The sequence below is a fragment of the Roseobacter sp. HKCCD5988 genome (assembly GCF_037830355.1).
GTDB lineage: Bacteria > Pseudomonadota > Alphaproteobacteria > Rhodobacterales > Rhodobacteraceae > M30B80.
On record NZ_JBBLYJ010000001.1, the window covers coordinates 726,705 to 749,313 of the forward strand.

The following is a 22,609-nucleotide window of genomic DNA, read 5'->3' on the forward strand; positions in this document are numbered from 1 at the left end:
CCGCAATAGGTGCAGAGGCAATGCGGCCACCCGATGCCGCGCTTGTGATGGATGAAGCCAAATGTCTGATTTTCGTGATGCCGCCCTCAGTTCCAAAGCTTGGCCTTTTGAGGAAGCGCGCGCGATTTTGAAACGGTATGAAAAAGCCCCGCCTGAAAAGGGCTATGTGCTGTTTGAAACGGGCTACGGCCCTAGTGGCTTGCCACATATCGGCACATTTGGCGAGGTGCTGCGCACCACAATGATCCGCCGCGCCTTTGAAGCGATAAGCGACATTCCAACGCGTCTCATTTGTTTCTCGGACGATCTTGACGGGATGCGGAAGGTTCCGGGCAATGTGCCTAACCAAGACATGCTGCGTGAGCATCTACAAAAGCCGCTGACATCTGTGCCTGATCCGTTCGAAGAATTTGACAGTTTTGGCGACCATAACAACGCCATGCTGCGGCGGTTTCTCGATACATTTGGTTTTGAATATGAGTTTTATTCGGCGACCGAATTCTATCGGTCAGGCCAGTTTGATACCGTTCTAAAGCGTGCTGCGGAGCGCTATGACGATATCATGAAGGTGATGTTGAAATCGTTGCGCGAAGAACGCCAACAGACCTACTCCATCTTCTTGCCGATCCACCCTGAAACGGGCCGCGTGCTGTATGTGCCGATGAAAGAGGTGAATGCGCAGAACCATACGATCACCTTTGATGATGAGGATGGGCGTGAATGGACGCTGCCCGTGACGGGCGGCAATTGCAAATTGCAGTGGAAGCCTGATTTTGGCGCGCGCTGGGCGGCGTTGGGCGTTGATTTCGAAATGTATGGCAAAGACCATTCCACAAACACGCCGATTTATGACGCGATTTGTGAAATCTTAGGCACACCTGCGCCGCATCATTTCACCTATGAATTGTTCTTGGATGAGACAGGGCAGAAAATCTCGAAATCGTCTGGCAACGGGATTTCGATTGATGAATGGCTCAGCTATGCCTCGACCGAGTCCTTGAGCTATTTTATGTTTGGCAAACCCAAAACCGCCAAGCGGCTTTATTTTGATGTGATCCCCAAGGCCGTGGATGAATATCACCAACAATTGCGGGCTTATTCTGATCAGGACTGGGCGCAGAAATTATCCAACCCTGTGCATCACATTCATAACGGCATTGTGCCTGCCTCCGATATGGTGGTCAGTTTTGCGATGTTGCTCAATCTTGCCTCTGTGGCTGGGGCGGAAGACAAGGAAACCCTATGGGGGTTCATCCGCCGTTATGCGCCTGATGCCTCGCCTGAAACCAATCCAGATATGGATCAAGCGGCGGGTTTTGCGGTGCGGTATTACAATGATTTTGTGAAGCCAGAAAAAACCTTTCGTCTGCCCAATGACACAGAGCGCGCTGCCCTTGAGGATCTTGTTGCGCGGCTCAAGGTCTATGATGGGCCGATTGAAGATGAGGCGCTGCAAACGCTTGTCTTTGCGGTTGGCAAAGATCATGGGTTCGAGCCGCTGCGCGATTGGTTCCGCGCACTTTATGAGGTGTTGATGGGCGCAAGCCAAGGCCCGCGCTTTGGCGGGTTCATCGCGCTTTATGGTGTGAACGAGACAATCGCGCTGATCGAGGCAGGATTGCGCGGCGATTTGGCGGCATGAGGCGCAATTGACCTTTACCTTTTGCCCCCTACCTCTTGCCAGCAAGGGATAGAGGTCAAAGGTCATCAGGCGTGATCCGTCATTATGTCATCACTTTGATTCTGGTTCTGGGGGTGGGCTTGGCCGGTGCGCCGCGCTCGGCGCTGGCGCAGTCTGCACCTGAGATTGATAATCGCGTTGAAGCGACCATTGCCGCCCAGCTTGAAGCCTTTCGCGCCCAAGACATCCCCCGCGCATGGAGCTATGCAAGCCCCCTTATTCAAAATTTATTTGGCGATCAGGATCAATTTGCCCGCATGGTCGAGCAAGGTTATCCCATGGTGTGGCATCCGCTGACCTATCGGTTTGGTGCGGCGCGTGTGACCCAAACTGGCGTTTTTCAGCAGGTCGAAGTAATTGATCGCGATTGGCAAAGCCATCTTTTGATTTACGAAATGGTCCAGATTGCGGGTGATTGGTGGATCAATGGTGTCCATTACATGCCGCAGCCGCCCGCCTCGGTCTAAGGATTAAGACGTTTTTAACACGTTTGACGTGGAACCCCTCCGCAACGCATCTATCAAACCAATAGTTTACATTCTGCGAGGTTCGGTTCAGGGCTTTGCGGGACACCCAAAACCCTGTGACGCTTGCCGTCACGGAAAACAGCCCGCAGCAGGTTTGGGAGGTGGATTTGCGCGATTGGCTGCCCTTTGAGGGTCAGGCGCGGGTTGCGGCCTCTGCCCTGCCTGAGGGGCCGTTGCGCAACAGCGCCAATGTTGTCCAATACGTCACCCCCTATGCCACCACGCGGCATCGGGTTGGGCGCGGCTCAATTCGCCTGAACTGGCCTCAGCCTGTGCGTGGCACATTGCAATTGACCGCGCGCTGTGACACGCCCTAAGGCCGCAGATCATCGGGGGTAAGGTGAAAGGCCTGACCAAAGCCGCCATTTAAAAACGCGGCTTTGACGGTGAATTCCACCATACGGAAATCGCCAAAATCAAAATAGAGCTTTGCTTTGGGATAGGCGGCCAGATAGGCCGCCTTTTTTTCGGCCTTGTCACAGGGCAGGGCATAGGTTTCTAAACTCAGGCGGGGATGGGTCAAAGGATCGCCGCGATCATGCACAGAGCCGATCAACAGCCCACAGTTTGGCCGCTCTGCCAAGGCGCGACTATGCGCGGAGAGATCTGAAATAAGACTAAGAATTTGTGCTGTCTCAGGCAGCCAGACATAGGCGACACGGCTGAGAGTGGGCGCACCTGTCTGCGGGTCAGTGACTCCAAGCGCCGCATAGTTATGGTCTGCCAATATCTCACGGGCCAATGCGCGCGCCGCATCGTCGGTCGGGCGTATGGGGTTTGTCGCTTTTTCCATTGGCCCGCGCCTTTCGCTTGCAAGTTTTGCCTCTGCGCGCCACGGTTTGCGCAGCACAGGGAAAAGAAGGGAGACCCGCATCATGGCATTGATCCGCCCGCTTGAGGAAGAGGAAATAGAGCGCGATCTGGCAGATCACGTTCAGTTTTTCAAAGGGCCGTTGGGGGTGATCCCAAATTCTGTGCGCACCATGGCACATCGTGCGCCAATCGCGCGGGCCTTTACCGATTTGAACGTGGCGGTCATGACGGATTACGGCGCAGTCACGCCTGAATTCAAACGCCTGCTTGGGTATGTGTCCAGTCAGGCATCAGGCTGCCTGTATTGTCAGGCCCATATGATCTTGGCCTCTGAGCGGTTTGGCGCGTCAGAAGATCGGTTGAACGATGTGTTCACCTTTGAAGATAGCCCCCATTTTACCGAGGCCGAGAAAGCCGCCTTGGCCTTTGCGCAGGCGGCAACCCTTGTGCCAAACGCGGTGACACCAGAAATCGGCGCACGCCTTAAGGCGCATTGGGGCGAGGCTGCTGTGGTCGAGATCATGGCCGTTGTCGCGCTGTTTGGGTATCTTAATCGTTGGAATGACAGTATGGGATCCGCCCTTGAAGATCTTCCAATCAGCAAAGGTGAGGCGCGTTTGAAAGACGCCACTGGGTGGAGAGTCGGCAAGCATGTCTGAGCGCCCCCAAGCCCCGCATCAGATGAAGATCGTGTTGTTCCAACCTGAGATACCCGGGAACACGGGCACGATTGGGCGCACTTGCGTGGGCTTGGATATGGAATTGATCTTGATCCGACCCTATGGGTTTGAGCTATCGGAGAAATCAGTACGCCGCGCGGGATTGGATTATTGGAAACATGTGCGCCTGACAGAATATGATGATTGGGAAGCGTTTATCGCAGCGCGCAGGCCGCGCGCGGATCAGTTGTTTCTCTTTGAAAATGATTGGGCGCAATCGGCCTATGAGGTCGAATTTCCCCAAGATGCCTATTTGGTTTTTGGCCGTGAGACGACAGGGCTGTCTCCTGAGATCATCGCAGCCCATGCGGATCGGCTTGTCTCCTTGCCGATGTATTCCCCGCATATTCGCTCTTTGAATCTGGCGAATATCGCTTGCGCGGCAGCCTACCAAGCCTTGCGCAGTCACGCCTTAGCGTAAAGCGGTCAGCAGGGTTTGCGAAGGTTGGCCTGTGATGGGCCATCCTCTTTCAGCCTCAAAGGCGCGAATGGCGGCTTCGGTTTGCCGGCAAAATACGCCATCAATCTTGCCAATCTGATAGCCACGCGCCTTAAGGCCCCCTTGGATAGCGCGGCGATCTTCGATCAGCAGTCCATATTGATCTGGTGGGAATGGCGTTGATATAGGCCCCGCCCCAGTCAGCCGCCCTGCGAGGTAGATGACACCAAGCGCGTAATTATCCGATGCATTATATCGCAAGAGCGCGCTGAAATTGGGCGAAACGAGGAACCCAGGCCCGTTTGGCCCTGCAGGCAGCAGCAGGGCGGGATTGCCCAAATTGCGGGTGGGCGTCACCACAGGCACCACGCCGCGCGCAATCCAAGTGGCAAGCGTGCTTGGCGCGCCGCGCCCAGAAGGCCCCGAATATCCTTGGGGCAGGCGCACCTCGCAACCCACGCCAAATTGGCTTTGCCATGCGCCCCCTTCGCGCAGATAGGCGGCGGTTGAGGCCAAGGCATCTGTGGGATCAATGCTCCAAATATCTTTTTTGCCATCACCATTGAAATCCACCGCATGGGCCGCAAAGGTGGTGGGAATGAATTGGGTATGCCCCATGGCCCCTGCCCATGATCCTTTGAGGTTTTCGGCGGTTGTATGGCCTTGCTGTAAAATCCGCAGAGCAGCAAAAAGCTGCGCCTCGAAAAAGGCCGCGCGCCGTCCGTCATAGGCAAGGGTCGATGTGGCTGAGATCACGGGAATATCCCCGCGCTTTGTACCAAACTCGCTTTCAACGCCCCAAATCGCCGCCACCACTTCGCGTGGGACGCCATATTGGTCTTCGATGCGGCGCAAGAGGCGCGATTGATTGGTAAAGGCTGCGCGGCCCGAAGTCACCTTGGCCTCAGAGGCGACAAGGTTCAAATAATCCTCGAAACTGCGAGAGAATTCTGCCTGATTGCGGTCGCGGGTCACGACACCTGGCAAATAGCCTGTGCCACGGAAAGCTTGCGAAATGGTGACGGGGTGTATTCCCCGTGCCTCTGCGCGAGATTTGAAATTGGCCACCCATTGGGCATAGCCCGCATTTGGGGTTGGTTGCAGATCAGGCGGGGTTGGGCGCAAGAAGTTTTGACCTGCTTGGGTCAAGCCATCCAACGGGTTTGGCACGCACCCGCCAAGCAGGGATGCGCCCGTGGTTAGCATCATCATGCGTCTGGTGAGGGTCATGCTCGCGGCCTCTTGTTCTTATGCGCGTCCTTCTACCAAATTCTTCGCGCAAGGGCGACAAGAATGCGGGATGATGATCCACAAAAATTGGCAGATGTACCGTTTCAGAGGCCTTTGTCGGCGCGGTTCAAAAGGCGAGCTTGGGCTGTGAGGGCACGCAGGGTGCCGCCCTATCTGCGGCGCTTGACCCCACCCCGTTGCCCAGGCCGCCCTGCGGTGCTGCGTCCTTTTGCGGCGCTTGCCGCCTCGACCGCTTCATCCACGGCAGATTGGCGGGCCAGCGGGTCATCCGCCACAGCCAGTTCCACCGCCTCTAGGCGCTTGACCTCATCGCGCAAGCGCGCGGCCTCTTCAAATTCCAAATTCTCTGCTGCTTTGCGCATCTGCGCGCGCAGCCCATCGAGATGGGCAGCCAGATTTGCACCGACCATAGGTTTGTCGACTTTTGCGGTGACGCGGCTCATATCCACATCGCCTTGATACAGCCCCGCCAAGATATCCTCGACATTCTTCTTCACTGTTGTGGGGGTGATCCCGTGTTCCTCATTATAAGCGATCTGCTTGGCGCGGCGGCGATCCGTTTCCGCAATCGCGCGTTCCATGCTGCCTGTGATCCGGTCAGCATACATGATGACACGGCCATCCGCATTTCGAGCGGCCCGTCCGATGGTTTGAATGAGCGAGGTTTCAGAACGCAAAAAGCCCTCTTTGTCGGCATCCAAAATTGCGACAAGCCCACATTCGGGAATGTCCAATCCTTCGCGCAACAGGTTGATCCCGATCAGAACGTCAAAGGCGCCAAGGCGCAAATCGCGCAAAATCTCGATCCGTTCGATTGTGTCGATATCGCTATGCATATAGCGCACGCGGACGCCTTGTTCATGGAGATATTCGGTCAAATCTTCGGCCATGCGCTTGGTCAATGTGGTGACAAGCACACGCATGCCCTTGGCCGCGACTTGGCGGATTTCATCCAACAGGTCATCCACTTGCGTCTCAATTGGCCGGATCTCAATTTGCGGGTCTAACAGGCCCGTTGGACGGATTACTTGTTCGGTAAAGACGCCGCCTGCCTGTTCCAATTCCCAAGTAGCAGGGGTGGCCGAAACAAAGATAGATTGTGGCCGCATCGCGTCCCATTCTTCGAATTTCAGCGGTCGGTTATCCATGCAAGAGGGCAGTCGGAACCCGTGTTCGGCTAAAGTAAATTTGCGCCGATAGTCTCCGCGATACATGCCCCCGATCTGCGGAACAGTAACATGCGACTCATCGGCAAAGACGATGGCGTTATCTGGAATATATTCAAACAAGGTGGGGGGCGGCTCGCCCGGGGCGCGGCCTGTCAAATAGCGCGAATAGTTCTCGATACCGTTGCAGACGCCTGTGGCCTCAAGCATTTCGATGTCGAAATTTGTGCGCTGTTCAAGGCGCTGTGCCTCAAGCAGTTTCCCGTCAGCCACAAGATGATCCAAGCGCTGGCGCAATTCTTCTTTGATGGCCTTCACCGCCTGTTGCATGGTTGGGCGTGGGGTGACGTAATGCGAATTGGCGTAGATACGGATTTTGTCGAATTTATCGGTGCTTTGACCCGTCAGCGGATCAAATTCGGTGATGCCTTCGAGTTCCTCGCCAAAAAACGAAAGACGCCATGCCCGATCTTCGAGGTGCGCAGGCCAAATTTCCAAACTGTCGCCGCGCACCCGGAATGAGCCGCGCTGAAACGCCTGATCATTGCGCCGATATTGCTGTGCAACCAAATCGGCCATGACCTGCCGTTGATCATAGTCTTGTCCTGCGAATAGATCGACTGCCATAGCCGTATAGGTTTCGACCGAGCCAATGCCGTAAATACAGGACACCGATGCCACGATGATCACATCGTCTCGTTCCAACAACGCGCGGGTGGCGGAATGGCGCATTCGGTCAATCTGTTCGTTGATCTGGCTTTCTTTCTCAATGAACGTGTCCGTGCGCGGGACATAGGCCTCGGGTTGGTAGTAATCGTAGTAGCTGACGAAATACTCGACCGCATTATCGGGGAAAAAGTTTTTGAACTCCCCGTAAAGCTGAGCTGCCAAGGTCTTGTTATGGGCAAGTATGATTGCGGGGCGCTGTGTTTCTTCAATCACCTTGGCCATGGTAAAGGTCTTGCCCGTGCCAGTTGCCCCCAACAAAACTTGGTTGCGATCCCCATCTGTTACGGCGGCTGCAAGCTCGGCAATCGCGCGGGGTTGGTCGCCCGCGGGGGTAAACTCGGTCTGCATCACAAAGCGCTTGCCGCCTTCGAGTTTTTCGCGTGCCAAACGATCGCTATTGGCGCGTCCCTCGCGCGGGGACGCAGCGCGTGGCAAATCGGGCATAGAGCTTGGCGAATTGTTATGCATTTTGGCCCTTCCACAGGTCACACGCATGGTCTGTGCGCAGGGTCTATCCTATCGCGCTGCGCGCCAAGGACAAGCGATAGAGGGCTCATTCATTGGGGCGCTGTGAGGTTTCCAAAAAGTTAATCAACTCAGAACAATTTGTCGCAAATTTATACAACTTTAAGGAGAAATTTTGATTACATCCGAGAGAAAATTTCCGTAGCTTTTTCTTGCAAGCAGCAAATTGATTGTCGGTCGGGATCGCACCACCCACCCCTCGCTCACTAGATCTCGGCCGGCAATTCAATTTTGGGGTATTTCCTGATGCCCGCGCTCATCTTCATCTTGCAACTTCCGCGCGTTTTGCCGATATGTGAACCAGTTTTGATGGCTGAGCGATACCCCGAACGCTCAGAACCAATAGAATGACGGAGCAAGCCATGGTCGCGCGCATTTACAAACCCGCCAGAACCGCAATGTCCTCGGGCACTGCAAAAACCAAGGATTGGGTTCTAGAATTTGCTCCTGAGAGCGCGCCCGAGATTGATCCACTGATGGGGTGGACATCAAGCGGCGATACGAAAGCGCAAGTGCGCCTTTATTTCGACAGCCAAGAAGCGGCCGAGGATTACGCCCGCGCCCATGGGATCGAAGCAGTGGTGTTGCGCCCCAAATCGCGCAAGCCAAATGTGCGCGCAGGCGGTTATGGCGAGAATTTCGCCACCAACCGCCGCACGGTTTGGACGCATTAACCCAACATCCCCCTTTGCCCGTTTACGCAGGCCCCAAGATTGGGTAATCAGCCCGCATGCGGTCCCTTAGCTCAACTGGATAGAGCAGCTGACTTCTAATCAGCAGGTTCGGGGTTCGAGTCCTCGAGGGATCGCCATTAAATCAATAACTTAGATAGTTTTGGTAAGTCTTTAGACCTATGCAGGGAGCCATATGGGTGCCAAAAATGGTCCGGGGTTACTTGGCCTGATCAAATTCCAGCAACAAAGAATCGTGCACCGGGACCCCCCTAATATCAGACCGTGCGCCTTGGACCTTGGGCTTCGGTCATAGGTTGGTAGATTTATTGGAGGACGGTTTTGATGGGGGACTTGGAGGTAGCTTTGTCGCGCAGTCATCAAACATATTGGAAATCAAGAGGTCTATATCTCACCCTAAGCTATCAGTTTATTTGATTTCAATCGTGTAAAACATTGCAGCTTCAGAGCAGAGGGCCACAACACATTAACAACTAAACAAGACCATCCAATCGCGGGCATAAAATTGTTTTGATCTTTGTGATGGTTAGGTTTTGTCTAAAGCATATTCAGCCAAGATAGGTGCAATGCCAGAGCCAATAGCACGGGCGGAAATACCTATCTCACCAGAAATAATGGTGGTGCCTTTTAATCCGCGATGATCATAATGAGCGAAAGCGGCGTCATTAACGGCCTTTATAAGTTCACCGTTGAGATGGCGTGTGAGTGAGCTGTCAACGATTATTGCATCAGCATCAAACAGGGCTTGTGCAATTACTGCGGCAAAGGCGATTTGTGGTGCGGCTACATCAAGCCAACTTCTAAAAACCGCTCTGGCACTATCATCATGCAGATTTTCCGCATAGAAAATGTCCGAGGCCAGACCGCCAGCTTCTGCACTTTCTTCTAAATAGTGCAGCGAGGCGCCTTCCAATAATTGTTGGGCCTTTCCTTCTGCCACTACAGATATTGGCATTGAGGCGATGGCACCGGCAAGATTATTTTGACCAGTGTATAGTTTGCCGTTTACGGCGATGCCTCCACCAATAAATGTGCCAACATAAATATAAACAAAGCAATCGTAGCCTAGGCTGTTGCCAGTTGCTATCTCAGCCAAGCAGGCTGCAGAAGCATCATTGAGAGCCGTGACTGGAAGCGCAAATGCGTTTTCCAAGTCAGTGGCAAGATTGGCTGTAGCCCAATGTGACATTGCACCTTCTGGAGCGCCGACCGTGGCTTCCCATGCTTCAAGTTCATCGGGTAGTGCGATGCCGATACCAACAACACGTGAACGTTGGCCATCGGTCAACGCTGCAAGCAAATTAGCAACCTCCCTTAACACACTTTCACGGATTGTCGGAAAATGTGGAAAATCGTAGTGCTCGAGCCGCTGTTCGATAATCTGATAGTCAAATCCCATAACTATGACTTCAAGCGAACGACGGCCAACTTTGATACCAATTGACAAAACTCCATCCGGATCGAGTGAGTAAGGCGTCGAGGGCTGTCCAATTTTTCCTTTAATAGAAGCCTCAGCACGTAATAGCCCCTCGCTAACGAGGCGGTTCACAATAACTGTTGCCGATTGCGCACTGAGACCAGACGCGCGTGTAAGGTCCGCTTTGCTCATCGAGCCATTTGCTCTTATCAGCTCCAACAAAAGTAATTCATTGTGTGGGCGCTTGATTTGCGATTGGATATGTTTGTCTTTCGGCATCAACCCTTTGCCCATTTGTGTTGAACATGAGTAGCGTCTACTTCGATGCATCCGCCGATTACGCCCTTTCGCAATATCACATTCGCAAAAAGGTTGATCTCACTGGTAGCAACCACTGCGTAACAACGTTGGATCCGATCGTATAGAGACGCCCCGTGAGAAACTTCAATTCGTTTAATGTGCCCGAGCGCATCGATTAGGTGTCCGTCTATTTTCTCGTGAACTTCGGATCGGCGATCAGGCTGAGCAGGATTACAACTCCGTATCGCTGGGCAATTCACATCAGAATCCAAAGGTAGCACCGACAAGATTGCCGCAAGCACTCGATCGACAGATAGCCCATCTGCCCTTACGAGTCGTTTCGCATGCGCCTCGGCAGGATAATTTCCATCGACAATAGCAATTTCATCTCCATGCCCCATAGCGCGCAAGTTCGCTAACAAATCTGGGCCGAGCACAGGATCAATGCCAAGTAACATTAGATATAACTCGCATCTTCGTGCACGCCTTGATCGACGCCAGTGATCATTGCAACGACGTCGTTCCCACTTGCAGTCTTTGCGTCTAAAACCCCGGCAATCCGGCCTTGACGGAACACGACTATACGGTCCACCAAATTAAACACTTGCCTCAAATTGTGAGAAACGATGATCACAGGAATGCCGCGTTTTTTGAGCCCACGAATAATATTTTCTACCTTAGTAGTTTCCTGGATACCCAGTGCCGCAGTCGGTTCATCCATAATGATGAGCTTGCTTCCCCAGCCAGCTGCTCGGCTGATGGCCACACACTGCCTCTGACCTCCTGACATTCCTGATACTGCTTGCTTAGTGTCTGGGATCTTAATACCCGTCTCTTCCAGCAATTCACCTGCTCTCTGCTCCATGTCTTTTTTCTTAAGCCAAGACAGCGGCCCAAACTCAAAATACACTTCTTCGCGGCCCAGAAAAATATTTTCGGGCACGTTGAGGTGATCAGCTAGTGCAAGATTTTGATAGACGGTCTCAATCCCGTAAGCGCGCGCATCTTCAGGTGCCTTAAACCGCACAGATTCGCCTTCGATTAGAACTTCGCCTGAGGTGGGTTGCTCGACACCTGTGATATTTCGCACAAAGGTTGATTTGCCTGCGCCGTTATCTCCAACAATGGCTATATGCTCATCCGCATACATTTTAAAATCAGCGTCATTAAGAGCCTGTACACCGCCGTAGTGCTTTGTTAATCCACGTGTTTCTAAAACAATTTTACGGTCAGCCATCATTTCCACCCTCCCAAAGTCAAAGCTTCTGCACACGGAATGAGCATCATTGTATCAACTAAGTCAATAATTAAATCAAATTGAATTAGTTATTGACATGTCTCCAGTTTGACGCTTTCACTGTCGCCAATGCCTGCTGAATGTGGCTCGGCGTTTTTTGGGAGGACTCTAAATTGAAACTTAATCTTAAACTCGCAAGCGTGGCTGTAGCCGCCGCTTTGATTGGCTCTGCAGCAAACGCTGAAGACGTCATTGGCTATATCACCAAATCCGCTACAAATGCTGGATGGATGATGATCAACCAAGGCGCAGAAGACGCTGCCGCAGAGGAAGGTGTGACGCTGGTCGCAGTTGGCCCCTCATTCCAGGGCGATCTATCAAGCCAGTTGGAAGTATTTGAGAACCTAGTCGCGCAAGGCGCTGCGGCCATTGCGGTGGCACCAGTCGACAGCGCGGGCATCGCCCCTGCAGTCAATGACGCGATGGCGGCGGGCATCCCTGTTGTTGCGGTAGACACCGGCGTCTCAGGTGCCGAAGTCACATCTTTCGTGGCCACCGACAACTACGCCGTCGCGAAGGTCCAAGGTGCAGTTGCCGCAACTCTGATCGATGATGGCCAGCCCATTATCTACGTGACAGGCAACCAGGCACAGTCAACTGGTCAAGAACGTCGTAATGGCTTTATCGAAGCCTTTTCTGCGGCGCGCCCAAACTCCGAAATTCTCGAAGTTCCAACTGAATGGAACAGCCAAGAAGCTCAAGAGGGTGTAGAGGCAATCCTTAACAGTCGTCAGGATATTGCAATGGTCGCCAATGCTTGGGATGGCGGCACAATGGGTGCCATTGCAGCTCTGCGCAACCTTGGTTACGGCGCTGGCGATGTGCAACTCGTAGGTTTCGACGGCGCAAGCGACGCGATCGTCGCGATGCGCGAAGGTTGGGTACATGCTGACACTGCCCAAATGCTATACCAAATGGGCTATCAGGGCATCCGTGCCGCAGCAGCAGCCGCTCGTGGTGAAACCGTATCGCCCCGTATCGACACAGGCTTTTTCCTTGTGACACCTTCCACTTCAGCTGTTTACAGCGAAATGGTTGGCATCGAGTGATCTAGCAAAATAGGTTGAGGGGCGCGTCATACGGCGCGCCCTTTTTTATCCCTTAAATTTGGATGAGACAAAAACTATGGAGCGCGGCGTGGAAAATCAAAAAAAACGTTCACTGCAAGACAGTGCCGTCATTGCAATGGTAAAATTTTTCCGTGCCGATTGGTCGGGTGCATTTTTGGCAATTCTGATACTTGGCATTGCCATCGAACTAGCCACCACTGGACGACCATTTTTTCATCCTTCTAACTTAATGACCATATTGAATAACTCGGCGGCAATAGGAGTTATCGCAGCGGGAATGACTTTGGTCATTATTACAGCTGGGATCGACTTGTCGGTTGGCTCAGTGATGGGAATGGCTGCAGCCCTGACTGGGTACGTGGTCAGTTTCTGGGGCTTTCCGCCATCTGTGGCAATCTTCACAGGATTGGCCCTCGGTCTAGCAGTAGGTTTCTTCAACGGCTCACTTGTCGCCTATTTCGGCATGCCTGCCTTTATCGTAACACTTGCAGGCCTTTCTATTTGGCGGGGCACTGGCCATTTGGCAACCGGTGCTCAGGCAACTCCTGAGCTGTCAGCGACCTTTGATTATTTTGGGCGCTACAATCCTTTCGCAAGTCTGCGTGAGGCTTATACAAACGATGAGCTCACTGGCGTTTGGAATAGCATTGGCAGTTTTGTTGATGCCAACTGGATAAACTTCTTTCGAACCTTTCAGATGTCGATGCTAATCTTTGTCGGTTTTTTTATCCTGCTGACTATCATTATCGCGAACACTCGTTATGGGCGCTGGGTATACGCGATTGGCTCGAATGAGCCGGGAGCACGCCAAGCCGGGATAAACACCGCTCGCTACATGTTAATCACGTATATGTTCTGTTCGTTTACTGCTGCATTGGGTGCGTTGCTGTTCCTAGGTCGCGCACCATACGCCAAGTCAGACTATGGCCAAATGTGGGAACTTGATGCGATTGCCGCAGTGGTAATCGGGGGAACTTCACTTTTTGGGGGTCGGGGGTCGCTGTGGGGCACTTTCATGGGCGTGATCTTGCTAAAATTGATTAATAACGGCCTGACGCTCGCCCAGCTAGACACATTCTGGCAGATGGTGGTGACAGGCCTAATTATTCTGATCGCTGTGGGGATCGATATCGTTAGGCAATCAAAAAATCCCGAAAGTGTGCGCAAACTGCTAGCTGCAATTTCTACGGTGATGGCATTTTTGGCAGCTATGACACCTGGCGCAATTTACTTACGCGCCAAGATAGCGATCCTAGAACATAATGCTGCAGAAGCGCTGAGAGCAACGGGTGCACAATTAGCGCCTGGACAAAATGCCCGCCTATTATCCCCGTCTGACTTGGAGGCTTTTGAGGCGGCTCTGAACGCTAATATTGGCGCGGCTGCGCTTCTGTCCTTGTTGGTACTTGCTTCTGGATATGTGGTATTCAAAGGGAATACGATGCTTACTTGGGTTCTGTCTGCCTGCTTTGTATTAATGATGCTGCCCCTCGTAACGATGGGCTACCAAATCACGGTTCCATTCTTAGTATTGGGAGCAGCCGTGGCTTTAGGTAGTAATTTTGTTTCCATACTCTTCGATAGAGCGCGTGCACTTGATGCTAATGCCACCTAAATCCCTAATTGCCGTCGGTGGTGAAAATCTCATCGACTCCATCCAAGATCAAAGCGGTAGTGCGCCTGATGGTTACTTTCACAACCTAGGCGGCTCACCCTACAACGTAGCCGTCGCCCTTGCGCGTCAGGGAATAACTACTCATTACATCACGCCGATTTCGTCCGATGCATTCGGCGACCGCTTGGCGGCACATCTACAAGATCAGGGAGTTGTCACCTCTGGGCCACGTCTTGCAGCGCCGACCACACAAGCAATCGTCACGCTCGAAAAAGGGGTGCCAAAATACCAGTTTTTGAGAGATGGTACTGCTGAACGCATGGTGACCACTGAAATCTTGCAGTCAGCCTTTCCTGCCGCTGCAACGCATTTCCACATCGGGTCATTAGCTCTGGCAGACGGTTCAGATGCAGCTGTTTGGGAAAAGGCTTTCATTGATGCCGCGAGACTTGGCATCTGCACCTCTCTCGACCCAAATGTGCGTGCTTCGTTGATCACTGATCCTGTTAGCTACAGGAAACGAATTTCGCGACTATTAACCAACTCAAGCATCGTCAAACTTAGCGATGAAGATTTGGACTGGCTGTACCCTGGCCTGGACTATTTAAATGCCATTACAAAACTGCGCGAGCAAACTACAGCTAAACTAGTTGTTTTGACCAAGGGCCCGGAGGGCGCTGAAGCTTGGACCCCTCAACATTACCTGAGCCTTGCCAATCCCCAATTCAGTGGACTGGTCGATACCATAGGCGCTGGCGATACATTCATGGGCACCTTGCTTGCTGGTTTGGCCAACAATGATCAATTGACATCTAACGCCCTTGATCAGATTACGTCAGATAATCTTGCTTCATTAATAAAACGTGCGATATACGCCGCGTGTCTTAATTGTACTAAAGAGGGCTGTGATCCGCCTTTTGCAGAGCGGTTAGAGCAGGCCTTGTTAGAAGAGAGACTATGAAGCTTTATCTCGACACCGCTGATCGCCAAGAATGGCGTGACTTAATGCCAACGCAGATATTTCGAGGCATTACGACGAACCCGATATTGGCGGCACGCGCAGGTCTAGATTATCCGAATGTCGATTGGACGAGTATGGCGGCTGAGGCCGTGGATCTAGGCGCTGTGGAGCTTCATGCGCAGGTTTTTGGTCCGATAGAAGGATACGTTGACTGGGCCGGCCAGCTATATGAGGCAGGCCGGAAGTCAGGCATCGAAACAATTGTGAAAATTCCACTAGTAGAGGCAGCAATTCGTGCCACGCCAGGCATAAAAGAACTGGGAGGTCGGATTTTGATGACTGCCTGTTATGATGCCAAACAAATGTTCGTGGCCCAGGCTCTGGAAGCGGATTTTATTGCTCCATACTTTGGCCGGATGATGGAGGCCGGGGTAGACGCAATGGGTCATCTAGCGACGATGGTGCAAATGAATAACGGATGCGAAAAACCCTGCTCTGTCCTAGTGGCGTCATTGCGCTCACCTGACCAGATGGTGTCGCTTGCCGATATTGGGCATGACTGCTTCACAATTGCGCCTAGTGTTGCACGTTCACTCTTGGATTGCCGTCTAAGCGTCGCGGCATTTGAAGATTTCGAAGCCATAGCAAAATCGGGTCTGACCTGATTGGTCTTGCCATAATATTTTTAGCCTAAGTTCCTGAGCAGGAACTAACTTGGAAAGTACATCTTAGCCACCCTCTCTATTTATGTTATACTATAACAGTTATATAGGGTGCCACCTGGGGTGCCAAAAATGGTTGATCTACTGATATCGCAGTGTACCCAATGGACATCAAATCTACAATTAATAACAGTAAAATAAAGAAAAAATCAACAAAACGGACAACAGTGGACTATATCAGCAGCTGACTTCTAATCAGCAGGTTCGGGGTTCGAGTCCTCGAGGGATCGCCATAAAAATAGGTGGTAAAATCGATGACGGGGCCTGAATTTTTAAATTCAGCGAGACGCTCAGCGAGACAAGATGGCGTGGAATCGCGTAATTTGACGTCAAATTGCGACCCACCGTTCTACGCGCACGCGGCTGCGTGTTTGCTCCCGCGCGCGTGCGCGTTGCTCCCGTTTTGTGTGTGAAGATGCGTTTGGGTTCTGTTTAAAAATTAGTTTGAGGTAGCCAGCCCGTCTTGTTGCGAGGCGGTGCATATCGACCAGGCCGCTATGGCAGTTTTGAGTTAGCTTCCCAGTTCAAAATGAAAAAATTACATAATTCTTCCAAACGGAAATCGCATTTAGGGTAGCTCCCCATCTCGGATTACGTTCAATACAAATGTACGCTGGTCCCAGCCAGTTGCCGCGCTGTTAGTGATGACGATACGAGAATTGTCTAAATCGATCATTATATTTTGGCCGTTGTAGCCCTCGGTAGCAATTATATTTCTGTCTCGCATCCCGTGGAAGTCAAAGTAAAATTGAGAACCATATCTCGCTGCATAATTGTGTATCCAAAGATGTGCATTGTCATTTCTAGGCCGGTATTTCGGCCACTCAAGGGCATGGTTTTGAGCTTCACGCAGATACTGACCAACGCAGGTTTGCTGTTGGTAATCATGCATCATCGCTTCTGCCACCCGTAAGAAATCGCCACGTGTCATTTGAAATGAATAGGAAGCACGCGTCTGCATATCGCCAAAATACGGAGACCATTCTCCATTAGTTTGCGTCATTCGATGTAGCTCAAAATATACATCATGTTCGATACGAATTTTGTTTTGGAAAACTTCGCGCAACAGTGCATCGTAATTGTCCCCCGAACGGTACGCCACATAACTAGCAATGATGTCAGTAAGAACGTTGTTGTAAAAGACGGCGTTACCTCTGCGTTCTGTTCCTTGTAGATAGTTTGCAATCGTGTCTATGCCCATATCTCTATGGTGCTGGTCGGCGCCAATCACCCTCGATGCACCGTTTGTCACTACGTGGCTGTCACCTGCATTCATGTTCAGGAGGTCTTGCAGCGTTTGCCCATCATACACGGTATTCTGCATCATTGGCCAATCGATCACCTCGTCTGCAGATTGAATATAGCCTTCGCAGATTGCATGTCCGACGATGTATGAAACAATACTTTTGCCAGTTGAATGAGTGAAAAACAGAGTTTGGTCATCCACTGCTGGATTGAACCGCTCATTGGGTGGCAAGCCGTTATAGCGGATTGCGCCGTCCTCGTAGTACAAATAGCTCAGCAAATATCCGTTCGAGAGTTCTTGTTCGATTGTGGGGTTGACTGGTAACAAATCCTCTGGAAATGGCACTGCGTTTCCTGCGGGCCGAATATGGTAAGCGTTACCCCCTGAGATTAAGCGCTGTAAGAAAATACGGCGATTGTTTTCATAAAGGGCAATTGTTGCGTTGTTTGGACGCGCGCTTTCAGGAATTTCGGAAAAGTTTTCATACTGAACGGCTTGTTCGACACCGTATTCACGCGTGGCCGCTCGTAACGCAGCCAATTCATTTAGTGATAATAGGCCATCGAAAGATAACCCTTGGTCTTGTAGAAAAACCTTTAGAGCATCTTCTGTTTTTCTTCCCCACAATCCATCTTCTGGCCCCGGGTCATACCCTGCAAACGATAAGCGTTGCTGCGCCTCGAGGATTTCATTGGATGTTTGTGCTGCTAACTCGGACGTAAATAAGAAAGATACGCTGAATACGAAAATTTTTAAAAATAGATTCAACTTTAGGGGCATAGTCAGATTATCCTGCATTATTTCCAATCAAAAATTGCCGCATCTTTGCATATGTTGCTCTAAGTTTGGTACATAGAGCATAAGCAATATAAGTCACGGCACGGCCCTCAGACAGTCTCGGTGTATCGTCTGTAGGGTATGTAGCTTTTTTCCAGCCTAAGAGATATTTTTGCAAAATATCCTATGGTTAGAATAACCCTACATACCCTACATTTCCTACATCAGTTAAAACCCGCGTTCCTCCGCAGCGGCTGTCTTGATGTCCACGAACACCATCCCTTGGGCCATCCTGCGCTTTTCGATGCCATGTCGCTCTACCCTGAGCGTTAGCCTTTGGTTCATGGCTCTTTGCTGTTTGGTGAATTTGTCGATTTTTGATCGATCGATGTAGCAAGATACGGTGGGCATTTATCAGCGAGACTTTCAGCGAGACAAATTGGGGTAAGTTTGCGAAGCATAGCGTGGTTTAGTGCTTCTTGAAAATCTGATTTATTCAAAATATTTGGATTATAATGCTTACTTGTCCTTTAGCTCAACTGGATAGAGCAGCTGACTTCTAATCAGCAGGTTCGGGGTTCGGGGTTCGGGGTTCGAGTCCTCGAGGGATCGCCATTTTTCCGTAACGCTTGCACGAATCACGCGGTGTGTCCGTCATGGGGGGCACAGGGAGAGGTCTATGTGACATCTCTGCGATATGCTGAATTTCCTCGCCCGCGGGCTGATATCCGCGCATCTGGCGGCCAAACCTTAAAAAAATCCTGCTTTTCGGTTCCTAGGCGCGTATGAAAGGCTTATACAGTTTCGCAACACACATGCGCTTGCGGGGAGGCATGACATGATAAGATCAGAACTTGTGCAAAAACTCGCGGAGGAAAATCCGCATCTTTATCAGCGCGATGTTGAGCGGATTGTGGGAGCAATTTTTGACGAAATCATCGAAGCCATGGCGCGAGGAGATCGGGTCGAATTGCGCGGCTTCGGCGCGTTTTCGGTAAAAAAGCGTGATGCACGCGTGGGCCGCAATCCGCGGACGGGCGAGACTGTATCAGTCGAAGAAAAACATGTTCCCTTCTTTAAGGCGGGCAAATTGCTGCGTGACCGATTGAATTCGTAACGAGAACTGCGCGAGGGTAAGGCGTGATCCGAATAATAAAGCTGAGTTTCATTCTCTGTGTCGCGGTAGTTCTGATTGTTCTGGCGATTGCCAATCGCGATCCGGTGGTGATTAATCTTTTACCTGCCGATTTGGCGCTGTGGCTGCGGATAGATTTGTCTATATCCCTCCCTCTGTTCTTGATCATTTTCGGTGCGATTACCGCAGGTTTGGTTCTAGGCTTTGTTTGGGAGTGGCTACGCGAACACCGGCATCGTGCGGATGCATCGCGCGCGAAGCGTGATGCGACACGCCTGTCGCGGGAATTGGAAACCCTCAAGGGCGAGGCACGGGCGAAAGAGGGTCAGGATGACATTCTTGCCTTGTTGGAGGATGGCAAGCCCTTGCGGCTTGGTTGATCCCTGATGAGCATTTCCATTAAATTTTGTGGCCTTTCTCAGCCTGCCGATATTGTGGCTGCGGCCGAGGCGGGTGCGCGCTATGTGGGTTTTGTATTTTTCCCAAAATCACCCCGTTCGGTTAGCCTGACACGGGCCCGTGACTTGGCGCTTGCCGTTCCTGTCGGCGTGGCCAAGGTGGGTTTGGTGGTCGATCCAGAGGATGCCTTTCTAGATCAACTTCTGGCCGAAGTGCCGCTGGATATTTTGCAATTGCACGGCCATGAAACACCTAACCGTGTGGCGGAAATCCGTGCGCGGACGGGCCTGCCTGTGATGAAGGCCATTGGTATCGCAGAAGCGGATGATTTGGGGCAGATTGCGGATTACGCGGCGGTCAGTGATCAATTGCTAATTGATGCCAAGCCGCCGAAAAATGCTGATCTTCCTGGGGGGAACGGTCTTTCTTTTGACTGGCGGTTGTTAGCCGGACGCAGATGGCCTGTGCCATGGATGCTGGCAGGTGGATTGACGCCTGACAATGTGCGGCTTGCCGTGCAAATGACAGGCGCGCAGCAGGTTGATGTGTCATCAGGCGTGGAAAGTCGGGCAGGGGTAAAAGACCCTACCCTGATCCATGCTTTTGCCGATGCGGTGAACGGGGGCTAAACCTTGCCCCTTTCTCTTGCTCAATTCTTGCGCCCGCGTTAGGCAGTGGGTCGAATGTGAAAAAAGGTGCCTCCATGCCCGATGATATCTTGAACAGCTTTATGACTGGCCCTGATGAAAGCGGCCGCTTTGGTCAATTCGGCGGGCGGTTTGTGTCAGAAACCCTGATGCCGCTGATTTTGGAATTGGAAGCCCAATATGAACGCGCCAAAACAGATCAATCCTTCTGGGATGAAATGCATGATTTGTGGACGCATTATGTCGGCCGTCCGAGCCCCCTCTATTTCGCAGAACGCCTGACCGAGCATTTGGGCGGCGCGAAAATCTATCTCAAGCGAGATGAGCTAAACCATACGGGCGCGCATAAAATCAACAATGTGTTGGGTCAGATCATTTTGGCCCGCCGCATGGGTAAGACACGGATTATTGCGGAAACAGGTGCGGGCCAGCATGGCGTGGCCACGGCGACAGTCTGTGCAAAATTTGGCTTGAAATGCGTGGTCTATATGGGCGCGCATGATGTTGAACGCCAAGCGCCCAATGTGTTCCGCATGAAACTGCTTGGGGCCGAGGTTGTGCCTGTGACGTCAGGCCGTGGCACTTTGAAAGACGCGATGAACGATGCCTTGCGCGACTGGGTGACGAATGTGCGCGATACATTCTACTGCATCGGCACGGTCGCAGGCCCGCACCCATATCCCGCGATGGTGCGTGATTTCCAAGCGATCATTGGCAAAGAGGCCCGCGAACAGATTTTGGCCGCCGAAGGCCGTTTGCCAGATACGATCATTGCGGCCATTGGCGGCGGTTCAAATGCGATGGGGCTGTTTTACCCCTTCTTGGATGACAAGGAGGTGCAGATCATTGGCGTTGAGGCCGGTGGCAAAGGCGTCAATGACAAGATGGAGCATTGCGCAAGCTTGACAGGGGGGCGTCCGGGTGTGCTGCATGGCAACCGCACCTATTTGCTGCAAGACGAAGATGGACAAATCCTTGAGGGTCATTCGATTTCGGCGGGGCTCGATTACCCTGGCATCGGGCCTGAGCATTCATGGCTGCACGATATCGGCCGTGCTGAATATGTCTCGATCACCGATAGCGAAGCTTTGGAGGCGTTTCAGCTGTGCTGCCACCAAGAGGGCATCATTCCCGCGCTAGAGCCAAGCCATGCTTTGGCCCATGTGATGAAAATCGCGCCGATCCTGCCAAAGGATCATTTGATCTGCATGAATATGTGTGGTCGCGGTGATAAGGATATCTTCACAGTGGCCCGTGCCTTGGGATGGGAGATGCAGGGCTAATCCCCGCATCTCTCCCCATTTATGCCCGCTCTGCGCCTAAACCATGGGTTCGGGTGTCACTCGATCTGATGCAATTCCAATACGGTCAGCGGAATGATTTCGAGCGCACGCATATGGGTTGCGTGTAGGTTCACCTTTGGTGCAACGCCCTCTTCATGAGCCTGTAGGAACCGCGAGGCGCAAAGGCACCAGCGATCGCCCTCCTTTAAGCCAAGAAATCCATATTCGGGGCGGGGTGTGGTTAAGTCATTGCCCACATATTTTGAAAAGGCCAGAAATTCGCGGGTCATGACCGCGCAGACAGTATGCGCGCCGAAATCATCATCGCTGGTGTCGCAGCACCCGTTGCGAAAGAAGCCCGTCATTGGATCGCGGCCGCAGCTTTGCAGCGGCGCACCAAATACATTTACGCTTTCATCCATCGTCTATCCTCATACGCGCCAAAGGTGTTGCGAGAGAGGGATAGGAACACCCAAGGCGCTAAAAGTTTATCGAAACCGATCAACCAGCTTTTGTAACGGGCTTCGGCTGTCTTGCGGTGTCTCTACGGCCTCTGCGGGGGATGGGGCCGTGTCGCGTGATTTAAGCCTCGGCGCTGTTTCGCGGGCGGGTGTGGTGGTTTGTAAGGCCACAGCATTTTGGAACTGCGCGCCATTATCCTCGGCAAGGGCTTTGGCCCCATTCGAAATGCCCCGCAACATCATCTCTAGCCAAGACTGATCGGCCTTGGAAAAATCAGACAGAACATAGGCCGCGACCCGATCCTTGTGGCCTGGATGACCAATACCAAGCCGCACCCGGTGATACGCCTCACCAATATGGTCATGTAGTGACCGCAGACCATTATGCCCTGCATGCCCCCCGGAGGACTTAAGCCGAAGTTTTGATGGGGCAAGGTCAAGCTCGTCATGAAAAACTGTGACATCTTGCGCAGTCAGTTTAAAAAACCGCATTGCCTCGCCCACGGATTGCCCCGAGCGGTTCATATAGGTTTCTGGCTTGAGCAAGATCACCTTTTGGCCGCCCAGAACCCCTTCGCAGATTTGGCCTTGAAATTTGCTGCGCCACGGAGAGAACCCATGATCTGCGGCAATATGATCCAAGGCCATGAACCCGATATTATGACGGTTCTGGCTATATTTCGCGCCGGGATTTCCAAGACCAACCCAAAGTTTCATAGCCGCTTTGATACTCCGAT

23 protein-coding genes and 1 tRNA gene are annotated in these 22,609 nt (G+C 52.2%); 15 read left to right on the top strand and 9 right to left on the bottom strand.

The window, feature by feature from the left end:
- Positions 1-61: 61 nt before the first annotated feature.
- From AAC636_RS03625 to AAC636_RS03635, 3 genes are all read left to right on the top strand, one after another.
- Positions 62-1,642 (top strand): lysine--tRNA ligase, encoded by a 1,581-nt coding sequence (locus AAC636_RS03625; protein ID WP_340261718.1) that lies wholly within the window; start codon positions 62-64, stop codon positions 1,640-1,642.
- A gap of 71 nt (positions 1,643-1,713) precedes the next feature.
- Positions 1,714-2,148 (top strand): DUF4864 domain-containing protein, encoded by a 435-nt coding sequence (locus tag AAC636_RS03630; protein WP_340300442.1) that lies wholly within the window; start codon positions 1,714-1,716, stop codon positions 2,146-2,148.
- A gap of 95 nt (positions 2,149-2,243) precedes the next feature.
- Positions 2,244-2,525 carry a hypothetical protein gene (locus AAC636_RS03635; protein ID WP_340261717.1) on the top strand — a complete coding sequence of 94 codons (282 nt, stop codon included), beginning with the start codon at positions 2,244-2,246 and terminating at the stop codon, positions 2,523-2,525.
- On the opposite strand, the gene AAC636_RS03640 is transcribed toward AAC636_RS03635, so the two are convergent.
- Positions 2,522-3,001: a pyridoxamine 5'-phosphate oxidase family protein gene (locus AAC636_RS03640; protein ID WP_340300443.1), complete on the bottom strand. Its 480-nt coding sequence runs from the start codon at positions 2,999-3,001 to the stop codon at positions 2,522-2,524. The genes AAC636_RS03635 and AAC636_RS03640 overlap by 4 nt on opposite strands.
- Before the next feature lie 82 nt (positions 3,002-3,083).
- On the opposite strand from AAC636_RS03640, the gene AAC636_RS03645 reads away from it, so the two are divergent.
- Positions 3,084-3,680 carry a carboxymuconolactone decarboxylase family protein gene (locus AAC636_RS03645; protein WP_340300444.1) on the top strand — a complete coding sequence of 199 codons (597 nt, stop codon included), beginning with the start codon at positions 3,084-3,086 and terminating at the stop codon, positions 3,678-3,680.
- Positions 3,673-4,161, top strand: coding sequence for a tRNA (cytidine(34)-2'-O)-methyltransferase (locus AAC636_RS03650; protein ID WP_340252543.1), 489 nt, complete (start codon positions 3,673-3,675; stop codon positions 4,159-4,161). The genes AAC636_RS03645 and AAC636_RS03650 overlap by 8 nt, the downstream gene beginning before the upstream one ends.
- On the opposite strand, the gene AAC636_RS03655 is transcribed toward AAC636_RS03650, so the two are convergent.
- Both AAC636_RS03655 and uvrB read right to left on the bottom strand, forming a co-directional pair.
- Positions 4,153-5,409, bottom strand: coding sequence for a lytic murein transglycosylase (locus AAC636_RS03655; RefSeq protein WP_340300445.1), 1,257 nt, complete (start codon positions 5,407-5,409; stop codon positions 4,153-4,155). The two genes, AAC636_RS03650 and AAC636_RS03655, sit on opposite strands and share 9 nt — an antisense overlap.
- A gap of 170 nt (positions 5,410-5,579) precedes the next feature.
- The gene (gene uvrB / locus AAC636_RS03660; RefSeq protein ID WP_340263012.1) at positions 5,580-7,769 is read right to left on the bottom strand and encodes an excinuclease ABC subunit UvrB; all 2,190 of its coding nucleotides are present in this window, start codon (positions 7,767-7,769) and stop codon (positions 5,580-5,582) included.
- 443 nt (positions 7,770-8,212) lie between these two features.
- Between uvrB and AAC636_RS03665 the strand changes: the two genes are divergently transcribed.
- Both AAC636_RS03665 and AAC636_RS03670 read left to right on the top strand, forming a co-directional pair.
- A complete protein-coding gene (locus tag AAC636_RS03665; protein ID WP_340252539.1) occupies positions 8,213-8,524 on the top strand; it encodes an ETC complex I subunit in 312 nt (103 codons plus the stop codon).
- A gap of 60 nt (positions 8,525-8,584) precedes the next feature.
- A tRNA-Arg gene (locus AAC636_RS03670) sits at positions 8,585-8,661 on the top strand.
- A gap of 407 nt (positions 8,662-9,068) precedes the next feature.
- Here AAC636_RS03670 and AAC636_RS03675 read toward each other — a convergent pair.
- The 3 genes from AAC636_RS03675 to AAC636_RS03685 are packed head-to-tail and all read right to left on the bottom strand — an operon-like array spanning position 9,069 to position 11,496.
- Positions 9,069-10,238 (bottom strand): ROK family transcriptional regulator, encoded by a 1,170-nt coding sequence (locus AAC636_RS03675; RefSeq protein WP_340300446.1) that lies wholly within the window; start codon positions 10,236-10,238, stop codon positions 9,069-9,071.
- Entirely contained in the window at positions 10,238-10,717 is a 480-nt protein-coding gene (locus tag AAC636_RS03680; RefSeq protein ID WP_340300447.1) for an RbsD/FucU family protein, read from the bottom strand. Before AAC636_RS03680 ends, AAC636_RS03675 begins: the two co-directional genes overlap by 1 nt.
- Positions 10,717-11,496, bottom strand: coding sequence for an ATP-binding cassette domain-containing protein (locus AAC636_RS03685; RefSeq protein WP_340300448.1), 780 nt, complete (start codon positions 11,494-11,496; stop codon positions 10,717-10,719). The genes AAC636_RS03680 and AAC636_RS03685 overlap by 1 nt, the downstream gene beginning before the upstream one ends.
- A gap of 173 nt (positions 11,497-11,669) precedes the next feature.
- On the opposite strand from AAC636_RS03685, the gene AAC636_RS03690 reads away from it, so the two are divergent.
- The 4 genes from AAC636_RS03690 (at position 11,670) to AAC636_RS03705 (ending at position 15,867) form a co-directional block, all read left to right on the top strand.
- Positions 11,670-12,605 (top strand): sugar ABC transporter substrate-binding protein, encoded by a 936-nt coding sequence (locus AAC636_RS03690; RefSeq protein ID WP_340300449.1) that lies wholly within the window; start codon positions 11,670-11,672, stop codon positions 12,603-12,605.
- Between the two features lie 88 nt (positions 12,606-12,693).
- Positions 12,694-14,241, top strand: a complete 1,548-nt coding sequence (locus AAC636_RS03695; protein WP_340300450.1) for an ABC transporter permease — start codon at positions 12,694-12,696, stop codon at positions 14,239-14,241.
- Entirely contained in the window at positions 14,231-15,202 is a 972-nt protein-coding gene (locus AAC636_RS03700) for a carbohydrate kinase family protein (protein ID WP_340300451.1), read from the top strand. The genes AAC636_RS03695 and AAC636_RS03700 overlap by 11 nt, the downstream gene beginning before the upstream one ends.
- The gene (locus AAC636_RS03705; RefSeq protein ID WP_340300452.1) at positions 15,199-15,867 is read left to right on the top strand and encodes a transaldolase family protein; all 669 of its coding nucleotides are present in this window, start codon (positions 15,199-15,201) and stop codon (positions 15,865-15,867) included. The genes AAC636_RS03700 and AAC636_RS03705 overlap by 4 nt, the downstream gene beginning before the upstream one ends.
- 625 nt (positions 15,868-16,492) lie before the next feature.
- Here the strand turns inward: AAC636_RS03705 and AAC636_RS03710 are convergent.
- Positions 16,493-17,968 carry a peptidoglycan-binding domain-containing protein gene (locus AAC636_RS03710; protein ID WP_340300453.1) on the bottom strand — a complete coding sequence of 492 codons (1,476 nt, stop codon included), beginning with the start codon at positions 17,966-17,968 and terminating at the stop codon, positions 16,493-16,495.
- Positions 17,969-18,785: 817 nt separating this feature from the next.
- On the opposite strand from AAC636_RS03710, the gene ihfB reads away from it, so the two are divergent.
- From ihfB to trpB, 4 genes are all read left to right on the top strand, one after another.
- Positions 18,786-19,064, top strand: a complete 279-nt coding sequence (ihfB, locus tag AAC636_RS03715) for an integration host factor subunit beta (RefSeq protein ID WP_317656384.1) — start codon at positions 18,786-18,788, stop codon at positions 19,062-19,064.
- A 23-nt stretch (positions 19,065-19,087) separates the two neighbouring features.
- Complete coding sequence (locus AAC636_RS03720; RefSeq protein ID WP_340252523.1) at positions 19,088-19,462, top strand: LapA family protein; 375 nt, start codon at positions 19,088-19,090, stop codon at positions 19,460-19,462.
- Between the two features lie 6 nt (positions 19,463-19,468).
- Positions 19,469-20,110, top strand: coding sequence for a phosphoribosylanthranilate isomerase (locus tag AAC636_RS03725; protein WP_340252522.1), 642 nt, complete (start codon positions 19,469-19,471; stop codon positions 20,108-20,110).
- Between the two features lie 74 nt (positions 20,111-20,184).
- Complete coding sequence (gene trpB, locus AAC636_RS03730) at positions 20,185-21,411, top strand: tryptophan synthase subunit beta (RefSeq protein ID WP_340300454.1); 1,227 nt, start codon at positions 20,185-20,187, stop codon at positions 21,409-21,411.
- A 56-nt stretch (positions 21,412-21,467) separates the two neighbouring features.
- Here trpB and AAC636_RS03735 read toward each other — a convergent pair whose 3' ends face one another.
- Both AAC636_RS03735 and pth read right to left on the bottom strand, forming a co-directional pair.
- On the bottom strand, positions 21,468-21,833 hold the full coding sequence (locus tag AAC636_RS03735) for a DUF2237 family protein (RefSeq protein ID WP_340297668.1): 366 nt from the start codon (positions 21,831-21,833) through the stop codon (positions 21,468-21,470).
- A 66-nt stretch (positions 21,834-21,899) separates the two neighbouring features.
- Positions 21,900-22,589, bottom strand: coding sequence for an aminoacyl-tRNA hydrolase (pth, locus tag AAC636_RS03740; RefSeq protein WP_340300455.1), 690 nt, complete (start codon positions 22,587-22,589; stop codon positions 21,900-21,902).
- Positions 22,590-22,609 lie beyond the last annotated feature (20 nt).